Here is a 16,997-nt window from a genome sequence, read left to right as displayed (position 1 = left end):
GGAAACAAGCCCGCGCAGTCGGGAGTCTGGAAACCATCCATGGCAACCATGGATGGCTTCCATATCTCCTTAAACGTGCACTAAGGTGCCTTCATCCTCGCCCATGATGACGCGTATCAGCGCGCCTGGCTTGGTGATCGAAAACACTTTAATTGGCAGTTTCTGGTCGCGGCACAGGGCGAATGCGGTGGCATCCATCACTTGCAGGTGCTTGGCGATGGCGTCGTCGAACGTAATCGTGTGGAACAGAGTGGCGTTCGGATCCTTCTTCGGATCGGCCGTGTAGACGCCGTCGACCTTGGTGGCCTTCAGGACGATCTCGGCACTGATCTCGGAACCGCGCAGGGCGGCCGCCGTGTCGGTAGTGAAGAACGGATTGCCGGTGCCGGCGGCGAAGACGACCACTTTGCCTTCTTCCAGGTATTGCAGGGCTTTCGGACGGACGTACGGCTCGACGACTTGCTCGATGCCGATGGCCGACATGACGCGTGCGGTGATCCCGACATGGCGCATGGCATCGGCCAGGGCCAGTGCATTCATCACGGTGGCGAGCATGCCCATGTAGTCGGCGGTGGCACGATCCATGCCTTGCGCACCAGGCGCGACGCCGCGGAAGATATTGCCGCCGCCAATCACGATTGCCAGTTCCACACCCAATTTCGCCACCTCGGCCACATCGGCCACCATGCGCTCGATCGTGGCGCGGTTGATGCCGTAGGGATCATCGCCCATCAGGGCTTCGCCGGACAACTTGAGGAGGACGCGCTTGTAGGCTGGTTTTGACATGAGCTGGGGCTCCATAAATGAGTTTATTCGAGTATGACATGGCGCAGCGCCTTGCAGCGCCGGACAGGCGCGCGGGGCTGCCCATGCCGCCGCCCGGCACGACAGGTGCGGGCGGGCCAAAAAAACGGGCCTCTCGGCCCGCTTTACTTACGCTCCCTGGGAGGCAGCCATCTGTGCTGCGACTTCTGCTGCGAAGTCGTCTTGCTTCTTCTCGATGCCCTCGCCTACCACGTACATGGCAAAACCCTTGACGCTGGTGTTAGCCGCCTTCAGCATTTGCTCAACCGACAGCTTGTCGTTTTTCACGAAAGCCTGGTTCAGCAGCGATACTTCTTTCAGGAACTTCTGTACGGAACCTTCCAGGCGCTTGGCCAGGATTTCCGGCGATTGCGCTGGCTTGCCTTCGGCGGCCGCTTTGGCTGCGTCTTCTTCGGCTTTCAGTTGGGCAACCGAACGCTCTTTTTCGATCAGTTCCGCTGGAACTTCGTTCGAAGACAGCGACACTGGCTTCATGGCAGCGATGTGCATGGCCACGTCTTTGCCTACTTGCTCATCGGCACCGTCGAATTCGACGATCACGCCAATGCGCGAACCGTGCAGGTACGAAGCCAGCTTGTTGCTGGTTTCGAAACGCTGGAAGCGGCGGATGGTCATGTTTTCGCCAATTTTGCCGATCAGGGCAGCGCGCACTTCTTCCAGGGTCTTGCCATCGAGTGGCAGGGCCAGCAGGGCAGCTACGTCAGCCGGGTTGTGTTCTGCTACCAGACGGGCAGCGTTGTTGGCCAGTGCCAGGAAATCGTCGTTCTTCGCAACGAAGTCGGTTTCCGAGTTGACTTCGACCAGGGCGCCTACGCCATTGGCGATGTAGGTTGCCACGACGCCTTCAGCGGTGATACGTGCCGATGCTTTCGATGCCTTGCCGCCCAGTTTGACGCGCAGGATCTCTTCCGCACGAGCCATGTCGCCATCGGCTTCGGTCAGTGCTTTTTTGCATTCCATCATTGGTGCGTCGGTTTTGCCGCGCAATTCGCCTACCATCGCTGCTGTAATCGCTGCCATGTGTTTCTCCTGATTCGGTGAGTCGATAGTCGCGGCCGGGCAGGTATGCCTCGCCAGCGGTCACTATCGTTTTTTTGTTAAAAAAAAGGGGGAGCTGCTGCCACCCCTTTTCCCTTACTGCTGTGCTTACAAACGGCTATCTCGCGATAGCCTGGCTATTAAGCCTGTTCGTTCACTTCGACGAATTCGTCGCCAGCGGCTGCTTTAACCATTTCAACAACTTCGTTACCGGCAGCTGCACGGCCTTCGATGATTGCATCAGCAACACCGCGAGCGTACAACATGATGGCTTTCGAGGAGTCATCGTTACCTGGGATCACGAAGTTCACGCCTTCTGGGGAGTGGTTGGTATCGACAACGCCGATGACCGGGATACCCAGTTTAGCTGCTTCGGTGATCGCACCTTTGTGGTAGCCGACGTCCACAACGAAGATTGCGTCAGGAATGCCGCCCATATCCTTGATGCCGCCGATCGATTTTTGCAGCTTGATCATTTCGCGGGAGAACATCAGCGCTTCTTTTTTCGACAGCTTCTCGATCGAACCGTCTTCGACCATCACTTCCATGTCCTTCAGACGCTTGATCGAGGTTTTGATCGTTTTGAAGTTGGTCAGCATGCCGCCCAACCAACGTTGATCAACGAAAGGCACGCCAGCGCGTTGTGCTTCAGCAGCGATGATTTCGCGAGCTTGACGCTTGGTGCCGACCATCAGGATGGTGCCACGGTTTGCAGCCAGTTGACGCACGTGCTTCATTGCGTCCTGGTACATCGCCATGGTTTTTTCCAGGTTGATGATGTGGATCTTGTTGCGATGGCCGAAGATGAACGGTGCCATTTTTGGATTCCAAAAACGGGTTTGGTGACCAAAGTGGACACCGGCTTCCAGCATTTCGCGCATTGTTACGGACATTATTAACTCCAGGGTTGGGTCTGGAATCCGATCAGTCACCATACAGGCACCCTTGTCGACCGGATTCGCGTGTTTATTTAAAATTAAAGACACTATTTATTGCATTGCTCAAAAGTGAATTCAAGCAACCCGGGATTCTACACCAAAATGACCGCCGCATCAAGTCCGCACTGCAAATCGCCCGCCCGGCGGAAACGTCCTATGCACCATTATGGTGCAAGACATGGCCGCCGCGGCAGCGCCTCTCCATTCCCCCCACAAATCGCCACCCGGCCATAGGAAGGAGGCGGCGGATTCAGGGCGGCTCGTTTATAATTTCGACATATTTGCAGACTTTTTCCCCTACACAGGAATCGTCTGTGCTTTTCACCCGCGCTTTTCAGCCGAATATCTTGCAGATTGCGAATTACACCATGTCCACCATCCGTATTAATAGCGCCGCCGACATCGAAGGCATGCGCGTTGCCGGCAAGCTCGGCGCCGAAGTGCTCGACTACATCACCCCCTTCGTCAAGGTGGGCGTCACCACGGGCGAACTTGACCGCCTGTGCCACGAATACATGGTCAATGTGCAGGGCACCATTCCCGCCCCGCTGAACTACTGCCCGCCCGGCTATACGCCGTACCCGAAAGCCATCTGCACCTCCGTCAACGACGTCATCTGCCATGGCATTCCGGGCGACAAGGTCTTGAAGAGCGGCGACTCCGTCAACCTCGACATCACCGTCATCAAGGATGGCTATCACGGCGACAACAGCCGCATGTTCCTCGTCGGCACGCCCACCATCCTGGCCAAGCGCCTGTCGGAAATCACCTATGAATGCATGTGGCTGGGCATAGACCAGATCAAACCGGGCGCGCACCTGGGCGATATCGGGCACGCCATCCAGCAGCACGCGGAAAAAGCAGGCTACAGCGTGGTGCGCGAATTCTGCGGCCACGGCATCGGCAAGGTCTTCCATGAAGAACCGCAAGTGCTGCACTACGGCAAACCAGGCACCCTGGAGCGCCTGGAGGCGGGCATGATTTTCACCGTGGAACCGATGATCAACTCGGGCCGCCGCGAGATCCGCGAAATGAACGATGGCTGGACCATCAAAACCAAGGACCGCAGCCTGTCGGCGCAATGGGAACACACGGTGCTGGTGACGGAAACGGGCTATGAAGTGCTGACCGTCTCGCCTGGCATGCCGCCGCCGCCAGCCTTGATCCTGAACAAAGCCTGATTCTTCCATCCCACGCACCGCCACCCCAGGGCCCAGATGAAAAAGCAAGTTCGGGAACAGCTGAAACAGCAACTGAAAGCCGACCGCCAGGTCGTCATTGCGGCCTTCCAGGCCGATGGCAAGCCTGAAAAACTGCTGCGCGGCCTTCGCCACAGCGTCGATGGGGTGCTGGCGCGCGCCTGGCAGGAAGCGGGTTTGCCTCCCGGCACTGCCCTGGTGGGCGTGGGCGGCTACGGCCGCGGTGAACTGTTTCCGTATTCCGACGTCGATCTGCTGATCCTGCTGCAGCAGGCGCCGGACGCGGCGACACAGGAAAAGCTCGAGGAACTGGTGCAACTGCTGTGGGACCTGGGCCTGGAAATCGGCCACAGCATCCGTACGGTCGAGGAGTGCATGGTCGAATCGAAAGCCGACATCACCGTGCAAACCAGCCTGCTCGAAGCGCGCCTCGTGTGCGGCAACGCGGACTTGTTCGCGCAATTGCAGCAGCGCTACGAGGCCGCCATGGACCCGCAGGCGTTTTTCCAGGCGAAAACGGCGGAAATGCGCCAGCGCCATGCCAAATACGAAGACACGGCCTTCAGCCTGGAGCCCAATTGCAAGGAAAGCCCGGGCGGCTTGCGCGACTTGCAGGTGATTTTGTGGGTGGCCAAGGCGGCCGGCCTGGCCAATTCCTGGCGCACCCTGGCCACGGGAGGCCTGATCACCCTGACGGAAGCGCGCCAGTTGATGGAAAAGGAGCGCGCCTTCAAAGATATCCGCGTGCGTTTGCACCTGCATGCGGGGCGGCGCGAAGACCGCCTGGTGTTCGACGTGCAGACGGCGATTGCCGAATCACTGGGCCTGCAAGCCACGGGTAGCGGGCCGCACATGCGCCGCGCCAGCGAATTTCTCATGCAGCGCTATTACTGGGCCGCCAAGACGGTGACCCAGCTCAACACGATTCTGCTGCAAAATATCGAGGCACGGCTGTTTCCCCAAGACGATGTGGCCGTGCCCATCAACGAACGCTTCAATGAAGTCAACAGCCTGATCGACATCAGCGCCGACGATACGTTCGAGCAATACCCGTCGGCCATGCTGGAAATATTTGTCCTGATGACGGAACGCCCTGCCCTGAAGGGCATGACGTCGCGCGCCACGCGGGCCCTGTGGCATGCGCGCTTCAAGATCGATGCCGCCTTCCGCCAGGATCCCGTCAACCGCGCCCTCTTCCTGCGCATCATGCGGGCGCCCGTGGGCATCATCCATGCGCTGCGGCGTATGAACGAGATGAGCATCCTGGGGCGCTACCTGCCGAATTTCCGCCGCATCGTGGGGCAGATGCAGCATGACCTGTTCCACGTGTACACGGTCGACCAGCACATTTTGATGGTGGTGCGCAACATGCGCCGCTTCACCATGAGCGAACATGCGCACGAATACCCGTTCTGCAGCCAGCTGATGGCCGATTTCTCGCAATCGTGGCTGCTGTACGTGGCGGCCCTGTTCCACGACATCGCCAAGGGCCGCGGCGGCGACCATTCCAAGCTGGGCGTGGCCGACGCCACCCAGTTCTGCCAGGACCACGGCATGTCGGCAGAGGACACGGAACTGGTGGCCTTCCTGGTGGAAAATCACCTGACCATGTCGCAAGTGGCGCAAAAGCAAGACCTGTCCGACCCCGACGTCATCGCCGCCTTTGCGAAAGTGGTCAAGGACGAGCGCCACCTGACGGGCCTGTACCTGCTGACGGTCGCCGACATCCGCGGCACCAGTCCGAAAGTGTGGAACGCATGGAAAGGCAAACTGCTGGAAGACCTGTACAAGATCACCCTGCGCGTGCTGGGCGGCGAACCGCATACGGCCGACCGCGAACTGAAGAACCGCCAGCAGGAAGCGCTGGCCACACTGCGCCTGTACGGCCTGCCGCCCGATGCCCATCTGAAACTGTGGCAGCAGCTGGACGTGGCGTATTTCCTGCGCCACGACGCCTCCGACATCGCCTGGCAGACGCGCTCGCTGTATGACAAGCTCGACAGCAAGTTGCCGGTGGTAAAATGCCGGCTGGCGCCCATCGGCGAAGGCTTGCAGGTAGCCGTGTACGTGCCCGACCAGCCCGACCTGTTCGCACGCATCTGCAGCTATTTCGACCGCAAGAATTTCAGCATCCTCGACGCGAAGATCCACACGACCAGGAATGGCTACGCGCTCGACACTTTCCTCGTCACGGAGCAGAACTTCGCCAAGAGCTACCGCGACATCATCAGCCTGATCGAGCACGAGCTGGGCGAACTGCTGCAGTCGCAAACGCCGCTGCCGCCGCCGGGCAAGGGACGGCTGTCGCGCCTGTCGCGCACTTTCCCCTTCCAGCCGACGGTGGATTTGCGGCCCGACGAAAGGGGACAGTACTACCTGCTGTCGGTGGCCGCCAACGACCGCACGGGCCTGCTGTATGCGATCGCCAATGTGCTGACCAAGTACCGCATCAACCTGCACACGGCCAAGATCATGACCCTGGGCGAACGGGTCGAAGACGTCTTCCTCGTCGACGGTCCCGCGCTCAACAATGCCCGCAACCAGATATTGCTGGAAACCGATTTACTCGATGCGCTGAAGGTGTAAACCTTGCGTGCAGCGCCTACCCTTACTGAAACTGAAACAACATGACCGAAGAATTATTACGCTTGTCCAAACGCATGTCCGAACTGGGCCTGTGCTCGCGCCGTGAAGCCGATGAATGGATCGCGCGCGGCTGGGTCCGCGTCGATGGCAAGGTGGTGTCCGAGCTGGGCAGCAAGGTCTATCCCAGCCAGCGCGTCACCGTGGAACGCCAGGCGGCAGCCGAGCAGTCGAAGCGCGTCACCGTATTGATCAACAAACCCGTCGGCTATGTCAGCGGCCAGGCCGAAGACGGCTACACGCCCGCCGTGGCGTTGATCAAGGCGGAAAACCGCTGGGCGGAAGACCGCAGCCCGGAACAGTTCCACCCGACCCAGCTGCGCAGCCTGGTTGCCGCCGGCCGCCTGGACATCGATTCCGTCGGCTTGCTGGTCTTGACGCAGGATGGGCGCGTGGCCAAACAGCTGATCGGCCACGATACCGATATCGACAAGGAATACCTGGTGCGCGTGAGCTACACCAAAGGCGATACCCTGCCCGACAGCGAGCTGAAAAGGCTCAACCATGGCTTGTGGCTCGACGGCAAACCGCTGCTGCCGGCCAAGGTGCGCTGGCAAAATGAAGACCAGCTGAGCTTTACCTTGCGCGAAGGCAAGAAACGCCAGATCCGCCGCATGTGCGAAGCCGTCGGCCTGAAAGTGCTGGGCCTGAAACGCGTGCGCATCGGCAAGGTCAAGCTGGGCGACTTGCCAACGGGCCAATGGCGCTACCTGAGCGCGGACGAACAGTTTTAAGCGACGGCATCGAGATGGCATGCGCCCCGGCATGCCATGCAACATAAGCAACAGGAATATAGTGATATAAAAACAATTATTGTGATTTACTTAGTAAATATTGCCTTAAACCTATACACTATTCCCCATTAGAACAAAAGAGATACGCTGTCGTGAACGATCCCATCCCCAATCCCCTGCGCAAAGGCGCGCCCAGCCTGGCCGATGTGGCCGAGCCTATGGAGCCAGGCACCAAGCCGCACCATATGAGCGATCCGTGGGATATCGGCGAAACCCTATGCAGCCTGGCTGATAACGGCGACGCCATTTCCATCTACCCGACAGGCGGTGAAGATGTCATCATGGCGCGCATATTGTCCGTCGACGACGACTTGCCGCAATTCGTGCTGGAACTGAACGAAGGCGCGACCCTGCCGCCTGGTGGCGCCACGTTTGTGTCGTGGGTGCAAAGCGCCAAGCTGCAATTTACCATCAATGGCGAATGGGAGGCCTATCCCGAGCGGCCGAACGTCTACCTGACGAACTTCCCCAGCCATTGCCTGGTGCTGGAACGGCGCGAATCGGCACGCCTGGAAACACCGCTGGGCGTGTACTACCTGGCCGCCTTTGTGCTGGAAGGACGGCCGTACGAATTGCAGCTGTATGACTTCTCGGCCGGCGGCATCGGCATGCGTGCCCACCCGCGCGATACGGTCGGCCTGTATGTGGGCCGCAAGCTGTCGCGCGTGCGCCTGGAACTGGGGCCGGACAAAGTCATGATCGCGGACCTGGAAATCCGCCTGTCGCGCACCTTCCGCTCCTTCCTGCTGGGCGAGCAAGTGCAGATCGGCTGCCGCTTCCTGAACCTGACGGTTGCCATGCAAGATGAGTTGAAAGCCTTGCTCGACAACCTGGGCAGCAACCGCAAGGTGCGCTGAGCTGCACCACATGAAAAAATGGCCGCCCAGCTGATAGCTGCGCGGCCATTTTTTATACTTACCCGGCACTGCGACTGACAACGTTCGGGGCCTGACCCGGCTGGTCAGCCCCCAGCTTAAGCGCCAATCAATCGTCGTCGTTCGGGTCCAGGTCGGGGAACATCACTTCCGTATAACCGAATTGCGTAAAATCAACGATACGCATCGGATACAAAATACCGTGCAAGTGATCCACTTCATGCTGCACCACGCGGGCATGGAAGCCGTCGCAGTCGCGGCTGATGGGCTGGCCAAACTGGTCCACGCCTTCATAGTGCAGTTCGCTCCAGCGCGGCACGCTGCCGCGCATACCAGGCACGGACAGGCAGCCTTCAAAGCCCTCTTCCTTGCGCTCTGACAAAGGCGTCAGCACAGGGTTGATCAACACGGTTTCCGGCACTTGCGGCGCATCGGGATAGCGCAGATTCTGCTTGAAGCCGTAAATCACCAGTTGCAGGTTGATGCCGATCTGCGGCGCCGCCAGGCCCGCGCCATTGGCGGCATGCATGGTGTCGAACATGTCGGCGATCAAGGCGTGTAATTCGGGCGTATCGAAGTCACGCACGGGCTCGGCCATGCGCAGCAAGCGTGGATCGCCCATCTTCAGAATCTCGCGTACCGTCATTTTTCGCCCAGTGTTGTTTGCAGTTCTTGCAAGTAAGCGCGGAAGGCAGCACCCGTTTCCGGATGCTTCATGCCCATCGCCGTCGTGGCCTTCAGATAACCAAGTTTGGAGCCGCAATCATAACGCTGCCCCTGGTAGCGGTAAGCCAGCACGCGCTCTTCGCGCATCAGGGCAGCGATGCCGTCCGTCAACTGGATTTCGCCGCCGGCGCCCGTGCCGATATTTTCCAGGTGGTTAAAGATACGGCTGGTCAGCACATAACGGCCCACCACGGCCAGGGTCGATGGCGCCTCTTCCGGCGCAGGCTTTTCCACAATGGCCGAGACCAGTTCCAGGTCGGGCTGATAATTCTTTGCCGATACGATACCGTATTGCTTGGTTTCCGCGCGCGGCACATCCTGCACCGCCAGCAGCGAGCAATTTTCATACTGGAAGACATCGGTCATCTGCGCCAGCACGGGGCGCACGCCCTCTTCCACATCCATGAAATCGTCGGCCAGCAAGACAGCAAACGGTTCGTCGCCGATCACGGGACGGGCGCACAGCACGGCATGCCCCAGGCCCAGCGGCGCCGACTGGCGTATGTAAATGCAATTGACGTGCTTGGGAATGACATTTTGCACCATCTCGAGCAACTGGCGCTTGCCGGCCGCTTCCAGCTCCGACTCCAGCTCATAGGCAGTATCGAAATGATCTTCAATGGCGCGCTTGTTGCGACCCGTGATGAAGATCATTTCCGTGATGCCGGCCGCCACCGCTTCTTCCACCGCGTACTGGATCAACGGCTTGTCGACGATGGGCAGCATTTCCTTCGGTTGTGCCTTGGTCGCAGGCAAGAAACGGCTGCCCAGGCCGGCGACGGGAAAGACTGCTTTTCTGATTTTTTTCATGGGTCTTCTATAATATTTTAATGATTAGTCTTGCGCGAGCAAGGCTAGCAAACCAGCTTCGTCGAGTATGGCCACGCCCAGTTCCTGCGCCTTGGCCAGCTTGCTGCCAGCGTCCGAGCCGGCCACGACGTAAGCGGTTTTCTTCGACACGGAACCGCTGACCTTGCCACCGGCCGCCTCGATCAGCTCCGCAGCCTCGTCGCGGCTCATAGTGGGCAAGGTGCCCGTCAGGACGAAAGTCTTGCCGTCCAGCTTGCCACCGGCCGCTGGCATTTCAGGTAATTGTGACAGTAATTCATTTCGCAAGGCGTCCAGTTGAGCTAGCAACCTGACATTGCCGTCATTGGCCAGCCATTGCGCCAGGGATTCAGCCACGGCGGCGGGCAAGCCCGCGTGGAAGCTCGCGCCCTGCGCCGCCAGACTGGCCAGGGTCACGCCCCGCTCCACCAGTTGCTTGCTGCGCGGTTCCGTCAGCTTTGGGATACCGATAGCGGCCAGCAGCGTGGTTTGTTCCAGTTGCGTGCGCAGCTTCGCACTGGGCGCGTGTTCACCCTGCGGCGTGACGCCAGCATCCAGCAATGCCTGCAGCGCCTGCTGGTTCTTTTCTTCGGCAAAGAAATCGGCAATCGACTCGGCCACCGTGCCGCCGATATCGGGCAGCACGCGCAGCAAGGCCGCCGGCGCCTGCCGCACATACGCCAGACTGCCCAGCCACTCGGCAAGGGTCTTGGCCGTCGACTCACCCACGTGGCGGATGCCCAGCGCGAACAGGAAACGCTCGAGCGGCGGGCGCTTGCTCGCGTCTATGCCAGCCAGCAAGTTTTCCGCCCATTTGGTGGGAATCTTGCCTTGTTGCACTGTTTCTGGCGTCGAACCATCGCGCTCGTCGGCGCGCAGCTTCATTTCCAGCAGTTTGTCCAGGGTCAGGCTGTACAGGTCGGCCAGGCCATGCACGTATTCCAGTTCGACCAGGGTATCGATATAACGTTCGCCCAGGCCTTCGATATCCATCATGCGGCGGCCCGCGAAATGGCGGAATGCTTCCTTGCGCTGGGCCGAACAGAACAGGCCGCCCGAGCAGCGGGCAATCGCTTCGCCCTCTTCCCGCACCACGTGGGAATCGCAGACAGGGCAGCGTTCCAGCATCTTGAAAGGCGGCGGCGGCGGTTCGGGGCGCTTGTCCAGCACCACGGACAGCACTTCAGGGATCACATCGCCGGCACGACGCACGACGACGGTATCGCCCACGCGCACATCCTTGCGCAGCACTTCATCTTCATTATGCAAGGTGGCGTTGGTCACCGTCACGCCGCCGACGGACACGGGCGCCAGGCGCGCCACGGGCGTCATGGCGCCCGTGCGGCCCACCTGGATATCGATGCCCAGCACCACGGTCAAGGCTTCTTCGGCGGGGAACTTGTGCGCCAGCGCAAAACGGGGGGCGCGCGACACAAAGCCCAGCTCCTGCTGGTCTTGCGTCGCGTTCACCTTGTAGACCACACCGTCGATTTCATAGGGCAAGGCGGGACGACGCGCGCCGATATCGGCGTAGTATGCCAGCAAGCCCTTTGCGCCCAGCACCACCTTGCGCTCCTTCGAAACGGGTATGCCCAGGGTTGCGTACCAGTCCAGCAAGGCCGAATGCGACACCGGCATGGCGGCGCCATCGAGGGCGCCGATGCCGTAGGCATAAAAACGCAGCTTGCGCTGTGCAGTGATACGCGAATCGAGCTGGCGCAGGCTGCCGGCTGCCGCATTGCGGGGATTGGCGAACTCCTTGTGCCCCGCTACACGCTGGCGTTCGTTCAGGCGGGCAAAATCGGCCTTGAACATCATCACTTCGCCGCGCACATCGAGCACGGAGGGAATCATGTCACCCTGCAAGCGCAGCGGAATGCCAGCGATGGTGCGGATATTGGCCGTCACGTCCTCGCCCGTGGCGCCATCGCCGCGCGTGGCCGCCTGCACGAACAAACCGTTTTCATAGCGCAGGTTGATGGCCAGGCCATCGAATTTCACTTCGGCGGCATACTCGACTTCTGCACCATCAAGGTCCAGGCCTTCGCGCACGCGACGGTCGAAATTGACAATATCGTCATCGGTGAAACCATTGTTCAGCGACAACATCGGCACCGTATGCGTGACTTGCTCGAATTGCGGCAAGGGCGCCGCACCCACGCGCAAGGTGGGCGAATCGGGCGTGCGCAAGTCAGGGTGGGCCGCTTCCAGCGCCTGCAGTTCGACGAACAGCTTGTCGTACTCGGCGTCGGGAATGGTGGGGTTGTCGAGCACGTGGTAGGCGTGCAGATGCCGGTTAAGTTCGGCAGTGAGTGCCAGGACGCGCCGGGCGGCGTCCTGGTTAGTCGGATCAGTCATTGTTGCGGGATTCTTCAGCTAAATAAACGCAGGGCGCGGGTGGAACCGGCCGGAATGTCGGCCGCGTCCATTTCCTGGTAAAACTCTTGCACCTGGCCGGCGATCTCGGCCAGGGCCGCATCGGACAAGGCCTGGTTGTAATCGTCGACGATGGTCGCGTCGAGGCGGCCCACCAGCGCTTTGGCGCAGGCAACCATGGAGCCGAAGCCGTCGCGCGCGGGCGCCACGCAAGGCACGTCCAGCAGCAGGGTCAGGCGGGGCGTGGTTTCCTCGGCCAGCGTGACATTCGTCGACAGCGAGAACAGATAGCTGCCGTCGCCATCAGGCATGACGAAACGGCCGTCCGGACGCACATCAAAGCCTTGCTTTTCCAAGGCGAAGAGCAAGGTGGAAATGGCCCATGGCGCGCCGTTCGTGTGCAGGTTGACGCCCAGCTGGGCATCGTGACCGGCAACAAAGCGGTGCAGATTGCGCGCTTCGGCCATCACTTCCATCATGTCGGGCACTTCCGGTTCGGCGCCGATTTCGTCCGCCACACCGCGCAGCCGCGTAACCAGTTCCGAGTATTCCAGTTCATTCAAGGCCGTGCTGCGGCTGGCCAGCTGCACGCCGCCCTGCATCTTGGTATAGACACCGCCATGCGTGATCGGTTCCCAGTCGCCATTCACGTGCAAGCCAATGAAGTGCACGGGCTTGTTGCCCACCAGGCGCAAGGTTTGCAGGACCGGCAGGATCTTGTCGCCCCGCACGGGCGCTTCCAGCGACAGGGGCAGCAGGCAATCGATCAGCGGGTCAACCAGGCTGGTCGCCTGTTCGCTGGCGGCGCTCACCTCTTGCACGGGCTCGGCAGCAGGTGCCTGGACCGGCTCGGCTGGGCTATCCCCCAGCGACGGTTCCGCATGCACAGGGGCGTCGGACACGGGTGCCGCCGGCGGCGCGCCGAACGACGGTTCGGCCTTGGCGGCAGGCGCGGCATCAAAGCGCGGTTCCTGGCGCAAGACAGGTTCCGGGACATCCGTCACGGGGGCGTCGCCCTCGCGCATCAGCACATCGTCGTGGTCGGTGGAAAAGGCCCGTTCCACGCTTTTCTTGGCCTTGTACTCCTGCCATTTGTTGTATGAGAAAACACCGACGATAAAGACGCCGCCGGCGCCGAACAAGGTAATTTGTAAGTCTGTCATGCTGCTTGTGCCTCGGTAGCAAAATTTGCGGCAGACTCCATGTCCACCGCCACGATGCGCGATACGCCCTGCTCCTGCATCGTCACACCGATCAATTGATGGGCCATTTCCATCGCAATCTTGTTATGCGAAATGAAAAGGAATTGGGTCTGGTCGGACATGCGCTTGACCATGCGGCAGAAGCGTTCCGTGTTCGAATCGTCCAGCGGTGCATCGACTTCGTCGAGCAGGCAGAACGGCGCCGGATTCAGGCGGAACATGGAAAACACCAATGCGGTCGCGGTCAGCGCCTTCTCTCCACCGGACAACAGGTGGATGGTGGCATTTTTCTTGCCGGGAGGCTGCGCCATGACTTGTACACCGGAATCGAGAATCTCGTCGCCCGTCATGGTCAGTTTCGCCTGGCCGCCGCCAAACAGAATCGGGAATAGCTCGGAAAAGTGATGGTTGACCTTGTCGAACGTGTCTTGCAACAGGTCGCGCGTCTCCTTGTCGATCTTGTGGATCGCGTCTTCCAAGGTGTTGATCGCTTCCGTCAGGTCGGCATTCTGGGCGTCGAGGAAGTTCTTGCGCTCGGAGGCCTGTGCCAGTTCATCCAGCGCGGCCAGGTTGACGGCGCCCAGGGACGTGATCGCATTCGTCAACCGCGTGACTTCGCCCTGCAGATACGACGGACGCATGTCCGGATGCAACTTTTCCGTCAAGGCCGCTTCATCGGCGCCCGATTCGAGCAATTGCTGGGCGAACTGCTCCTGATTCAGGCGCGCGGCCTGTTCCTTGAGCTGCATTTCCATGATCTTGTCGCGCTGCGGCTGCAAGCTGCGCTCCGACTGCGTGCGCGCATCTTCGGACAGGCGCAGTTGCTGCGTGATCTGGTCCAGTTCATGGCGCGCGTCCGCCAGCGCCCGCTCCTGCGTGGTACGGCGCTCAAGCAAGTCCTGCAAGCCGTCGGCGGCCGCGCCGCTTTCCAGGTTGGCCAACTCCAGTTCGCCCGCCTGCAGGCTGGCCGTCACTTGCTGCGCCTGCGTGCTGGCCGTGGCGATGTTGCGGCGCAATTCCTCGATCTTCGCGCGGTGGGCTTTTTCCGCGTATTCCGTATCCTTGGCGGCCCGCTCCAGGTCGCGCAAGGCTTCGCGTGCCTCGGCCAGACGCTGTTCCTTTTGCAAGAAGTCCGTATGGCCGTCTTCGTGCGCTTCCTGCAAGTTGCCCAGTTCCATATCCAGCTGTTCGAATTTTTCTTCCGATTCCAGCTTGGTCTGCATCTGTTCCGTTTCCTGCGCGGCGATTTCGGCCAGGTCCGCGCCGATCTGCGTGCTGCGCTGGTTGAAGCGCGCTTCCACTTCCGACAGTTTCACCACGTCCAGTTGCAACGTATGCACGGACGAGGTCAGTTGCTGTATGCGCAGGCGCAAGTCGGACAGGTTGCGCGTCAGGGTAGCGACGGCCGCGTCGGCCCGCACGGAACGGGCGCGCGCCTCTTCGGCCAGCAATTGCTGTGCGCGCAACTGTTTGCCGATATTCTCGATTTCCTGCTGGCGGCCCAGCATGCCTTCCTGCTCCGAATCGGCCGCATAGAAGCGCACGCTGGACGCTGTGACCACATGGCCGGCGCGCGTGACGAAATAGCCGCCTGGCGGTAACTTGCCCCGCTCGGCCAGCGCCTCGGCCGCGTCTTCCACGGCGTAGGCGTTGTACAGCCAATCCTGCAGCAAGCCGCGCAAGCCAGGATCGTTGAGTTTGAGCAAGTTCAGGAACGGTTTCAGGCCCGCCACTTCTGGCAGGGGCAGCGGCGCCACGGTGGACGGCGCATACAGGGCCAGCTTGGCTGGCGGCGCGTCGGCAAAGAAAGCCTTGGCCCAGTCGATATTCGACAGTTGCAGGGCCGACGTGCGCTCGCGCAGGATCGATTCCATGGCCGCTTCCCAGCCCGCTTCGATCTGCAGCTTTTGCCACAGGCGCGGCAAGGTGTCGAGTTCGTGCTTTTTCAGCCACGGCTGAACCTTGCCCTGCGTCTGTACTCGTTCCTGCAATTGTTTCAAAGCGGAAAGACGCGCTTCCAGCTGCGCGTTGGCGGCCGTCTCGGCATTGACCTGCGCCTGCGCCTCCATCCGTTCCTGCTCCAGCTTCGGCTGCTGCTCCAGCGCTTCTTCCAGGTAAAAACCCTGTTCTTCCAGCGTTTGCTGTTTTTCTTCCAGCTGCAGTTTCAGGTTTTCCAGATGGCTGCTGTCTGGCAGGCTCAGGCTGTTCTTTTCCTGCTGCAAGCGCTCGCGGCGCGTCAACAGGCTGGCCAGGATGTTGGAGGCATTGCGCTGGTGCGCCGATTCCAGTTCCAGTTGCTGCTGGGCCTGCATGATCCGCGCGCGCGATTCCGTGCTCTTGTTTTGCGCGGCGCGCCAGGCGGCGTCCAGCTCGGGCAATTGCTCGCCCTTCTGCTCGGCCATCATTTGCGATTGTTCCACCTTGGCGGCAAGTTCCTCGAGGTGGAATTCTGCCTCTTCGATCTGTTCCTGGTACTCGCTGCCTTGGCTGTTCCACTGGTCGCGCTGGGCTGTCAGGGTGGCCAGCTGGGCCTGCAGGCGGGCGCGCGATTCGATGACGAACTTGATCTGCGCTTCCAGGCTGCCGATTTCCGCATTCGTCTGGTACAGATGACCCTGCGCCGTATGCAAACGGTCGCCCACGGCGAAGTGCGCCTGGCGCATCTGCTCCAGGGTCAGTTCCACGTTGCGCAGCTTGGCCGTCTGTTCTTCCAGGTCCGTCTGCGCCTGTTCCACTTCACGGAAATAGCGCGTCTGCTCGTTCTGCGCCTCGTTCTTGCGTAGCAGCCACAACAACTTCTGCTTTTCTTCCTGGTCCGCCTGCAAGGCGTGGAAACGCGTGGCCACGGCCGCCTGCGCTTCCAGCTTTTCCAGATTGGCATTGAGTTCGCGCAAGATGTCTTCCACGCGCAGCAAATTCTCGCGCGTATCCTGCAGACGGTTTTCCGTCTCGCGGCGGCGTTCCTTGTATTTCGACACGCCGGCCGCTTCTTCCAGGAAGACGCGCAATTCTTCGGGGCGCGATTCGATGATGCGCGAAATCATGCCCTGGCCGATGATGGCGTAGGCACGCGGGCCGAGGCCCGTGCCGAGGAAAATATCCTGGATGTCGCGCCGGCGCACGGGCTGGCCATTGATGTAATAGGTGGACGTGCCGTCGCGCGTCAGGGTGCGCTTGACGGCGATCTCGGCGTACTGGCCCCACTGGCCGGACGCCTTGCCATCGTTATTGTCGAACACGAGTTCCACGGAAGCGCGCCCGGCAGGCTTGCGATGAGTGGAGCCGTTGAAAATGACGTCCTGCATCGACTCGCCGCGCAATTCAGACGCTTTCGATTCGCCCAGCACCCAGCGCACGGCGTCGATGATATTCGACTTGCCGCAGCCATTAGGCCCGACCACGCCCACGAGCTGGCCTGGCACCTGGAAATTGGTGGGATCGACGAAAGACTTAAATCCCGACAACTTGATGGAAGAGAGACGCACGTGTTTTAGAGTTCCTGGCCTATGCTGGCGGTTGAGATCGGCGAACCCGGTTCATATTCAGTTCAGAT

The 16,997-nt window shown here is 60.6% G+C and carries 12 protein-coding genes; 4 read left to right on the top strand and 8 right to left on the bottom strand.

Translation table 11 applies throughout. The annotated features are described in order from the left end of the window. Positions 1-69: 69 nt before the first annotated feature. The 3 genes from pyrH to rpsB form a co-directional block, all read right to left on the bottom strand. Complete coding sequence (gene pyrH, locus CLU92_RS04460; protein WP_101480898.1) at positions 70-786, bottom strand: UMP kinase; 717 nt, start codon at positions 784-786, stop codon at positions 70-72. 147 nt (positions 787-933) lie between these two features. After that, positions 934-1,845: a translation elongation factor Ts gene (tsf, locus tag CLU92_RS04455; protein ID WP_101480897.1), complete on the bottom strand. Its 912-nt coding sequence runs from the start codon at positions 1,843-1,845 to the stop codon at positions 934-936. A gap of 158 nt (positions 1,846-2,003) precedes the next feature. Next, complete coding sequence (gene rpsB, locus CLU92_RS04450; RefSeq protein ID WP_071077760.1) at positions 2,004-2,756, bottom strand: 30S ribosomal protein S2; 753 nt, start codon at positions 2,754-2,756, stop codon at positions 2,004-2,006. 413 nt (positions 2,757-3,169) lie between these two features. On the opposite strand from rpsB, the gene map reads away from it, so the two are divergent. The 4 genes from map to CLU92_RS04430 all read left to right on the top strand — a co-directional run bounded on the left by map (position 3,170) and on the right by CLU92_RS04430 (position 8,294). Further along, positions 3,170-3,982 carry a type I methionyl aminopeptidase gene (map, locus tag CLU92_RS04445; protein WP_096238442.1) on the top strand — a complete coding sequence of 271 codons (813 nt, stop codon included), beginning with the start codon at positions 3,170-3,172 and terminating at the stop codon, positions 3,980-3,982. 36 nt (positions 3,983-4,018) lie between these two features. After that, entirely contained in the window at positions 4,019-6,586 is a 2,568-nt protein-coding gene (locus CLU92_RS04440) for a [protein-PII] uridylyltransferase (RefSeq protein ID WP_101480896.1), read from the top strand. A gap of 41 nt (positions 6,587-6,627) precedes the next feature. Next, entirely contained in the window at positions 6,628-7,377 is a 750-nt protein-coding gene (locus CLU92_RS04435; RefSeq protein WP_101480895.1) for a pseudouridine synthase, read from the top strand. 152 nt (positions 7,378-7,529) lie between these two features. Then, positions 7,530-8,294, top strand: coding sequence for a flagellar brake protein (locus CLU92_RS04430; protein ID WP_101480894.1), 765 nt, complete (start codon positions 7,530-7,532; stop codon positions 8,292-8,294). A 127-nt stretch (positions 8,295-8,421) separates the two neighbouring features. Here the strand turns inward: CLU92_RS04430 and def are convergent, their stop codons facing one another. The 5 genes from def to smc are packed head-to-tail and all read right to left on the bottom strand — an operon-like array spanning position 8,422 to position 16,929. Beyond that, on the bottom strand, positions 8,422-8,958 hold the full coding sequence (gene def, locus CLU92_RS04425; protein WP_101480893.1) for a peptide deformylase: 537 nt from the start codon (positions 8,956-8,958) through the stop codon (positions 8,422-8,424). Next, positions 8,955-9,848 (bottom strand): UTP--glucose-1-phosphate uridylyltransferase GalU, encoded by an 894-nt coding sequence (gene galU / locus CLU92_RS04420; RefSeq protein WP_101480892.1) that lies wholly within the window; start codon positions 9,846-9,848, stop codon positions 8,955-8,957. The genes def and galU overlap by 4 nt, the downstream gene beginning before the upstream one ends. Positions 9,849-9,872: 24 nt before the next feature. Then, the gene (gene ligA, locus CLU92_RS04415; RefSeq protein WP_101480891.1) at positions 9,873-12,224 is read right to left on the bottom strand and encodes an NAD-dependent DNA ligase LigA; all 2,352 of its coding nucleotides are present in this window, start codon (positions 12,222-12,224) and stop codon (positions 9,873-9,875) included. A 14-nt stretch (positions 12,225-12,238) separates the two neighbouring features. Next, positions 12,239-13,405, bottom strand: coding sequence for a cell division protein ZipA C-terminal FtsZ-binding domain-containing protein (locus CLU92_RS04410; protein ID WP_101480890.1), 1,167 nt, complete (start codon positions 13,403-13,405; stop codon positions 12,239-12,241). After that, positions 13,402-16,929 carry a chromosome segregation protein SMC gene (gene smc, locus CLU92_RS04405; protein WP_101480889.1) on the bottom strand — a complete coding sequence of 1,176 codons (3,528 nt, stop codon included), beginning with the start codon at positions 16,927-16,929 and terminating at the stop codon, positions 13,402-13,404. The genes CLU92_RS04410 and smc overlap by 4 nt, the downstream gene beginning before the upstream one ends. Positions 16,930-16,997: the final 68 nt, after the last annotated feature.

The sequence above is a fragment of the Janthinobacterium sp. 61 genome, assembly GCF_002846335.1.
In the GTDB taxonomy this organism is placed as follows: Bacteria; Pseudomonadota; Gammaproteobacteria; order Burkholderiales; family Burkholderiaceae_D; genus Janthinobacterium.
The sequence above is the reverse complement of the archived record's forward strand: the minus strand, read 5'-3'. Positions and strand labels throughout refer to the sequence as shown.

Coding starts and splice junctions, on each gene's coding strand:
- CLU92_RS04410 (WP_101480890.1), bottom strand. CDS start 13,405: ATGACAGACTTACAAATTACCTTGTTCGGCGCCGGCGGCGTCTTTATC.
- map (WP_096238442.1), top strand. CDS start 3,170: ATGTCCACCATCCGTATTAATAGCGCCGCCGACATCGAAGGCATGCGC.
- ligA (WP_101480891.1), bottom strand. CDS start 12,224: ATGACTGATCCGACTAACCAGGACGCCGCCCGGCGCGTCCTGGCACTC.
- pyrH (WP_101480898.1), bottom strand. CDS start 786: ATGTCAAAACCAGCCTACAAGCGCGTCCTCCTCAAGTTGTCCGGCGAA.
- rpsB (WP_071077760.1), bottom strand. CDS start 2,756: ATGTCCGTAACAATGCGCGAAATGCTGGAAGCCGGTGTCCACTTTGGT.
- CLU92_RS04440 (WP_101480896.1), top strand. CDS start 4,019: ATGAAAAAGCAAGTTCGGGAACAGCTGAAACAGCAACTGAAAGCCGAC.
- galU (WP_101480892.1), bottom strand. CDS start 9,848: ATGAAAAAAATCAGAAAAGCAGTCTTTCCCGTCGCCGGCCTGGGCAGC.
- CLU92_RS04435 (WP_101480895.1), top strand. CDS start 6,628: ATGACCGAAGAATTATTACGCTTGTCCAAACGCATGTCCGAACTGGGC.
- def (WP_101480893.1), bottom strand. CDS start 8,958: ATGACGGTACGCGAGATTCTGAAGATGGGCGATCCACGCTTGCTGCGC.
- tsf (WP_101480897.1), bottom strand. CDS start 1,845: ATGGCAGCGATTACAGCAGCGATGGTAGGCGAATTGCGCGGCAAAACC.